At 51.5% G+C, this 480-nt stretch carries 1 protein-coding gene; it reads right to left on the reverse strand.

Annotated features, from left to right (window positions below; all coding sequences use genetic code 11):
* A partial coding sequence (locus tag LOK78_RS16425; RefSeq protein ID WP_232635671.1) for a T9SS type B sorting domain-containing protein occupies positions 1-480 on the reverse strand: 480 nt, incomplete at both ends.

Genomic DNA, 480 nt, shown 5'->3' on the forward strand with positions numbered 1-480 from the left:
TTCCGTCGTACTTACCGTCCCATTTCTGTCCGACCTTAAGTGTGACGATCTTTCTTCCGTACCTGTCGAAAATCGAGAACTCGAGGTCCGGGTAGTTGTCCACACAGTCAGGTCCCCAGGTATCGGCCACTCCGTCCCCGTTGGGGGTAAAGTAGTTCGGTATACATGGGTCTATGAACTCGAGGTAGATGGTTGCCATGGCGGTACATCCCGCACTGTCTGTCACCGTTACGGTATGTGTACCGGTCTGGGTGATCATAAAGGAGTTTTCCTGGCCATAGTCTTCACCGTTAAAAGTAAATTCATACTCACCGTTTCCACCTGTGGCCTGTGCGATGATCTCGTTCATGTCTCCCTCGACCAGCACAAGTGCCAGCGGGTCGTATCCTTCAATGTCGAACAGGTCGGTAACCACGATACATCCATTGGTATGTCTTACCTCGATATAGTGTCCCACTCCCGGAGGCACGTCGTTGAATA

Source organism: Mangrovimonas futianensis, from assembly GCF_021245805.1.
Taxonomy (GTDB): Bacteria; Bacteroidota; Bacteroidia; order Flavobacteriales; family Flavobacteriaceae; genus Mangrovimonas; species Mangrovimonas futianensis.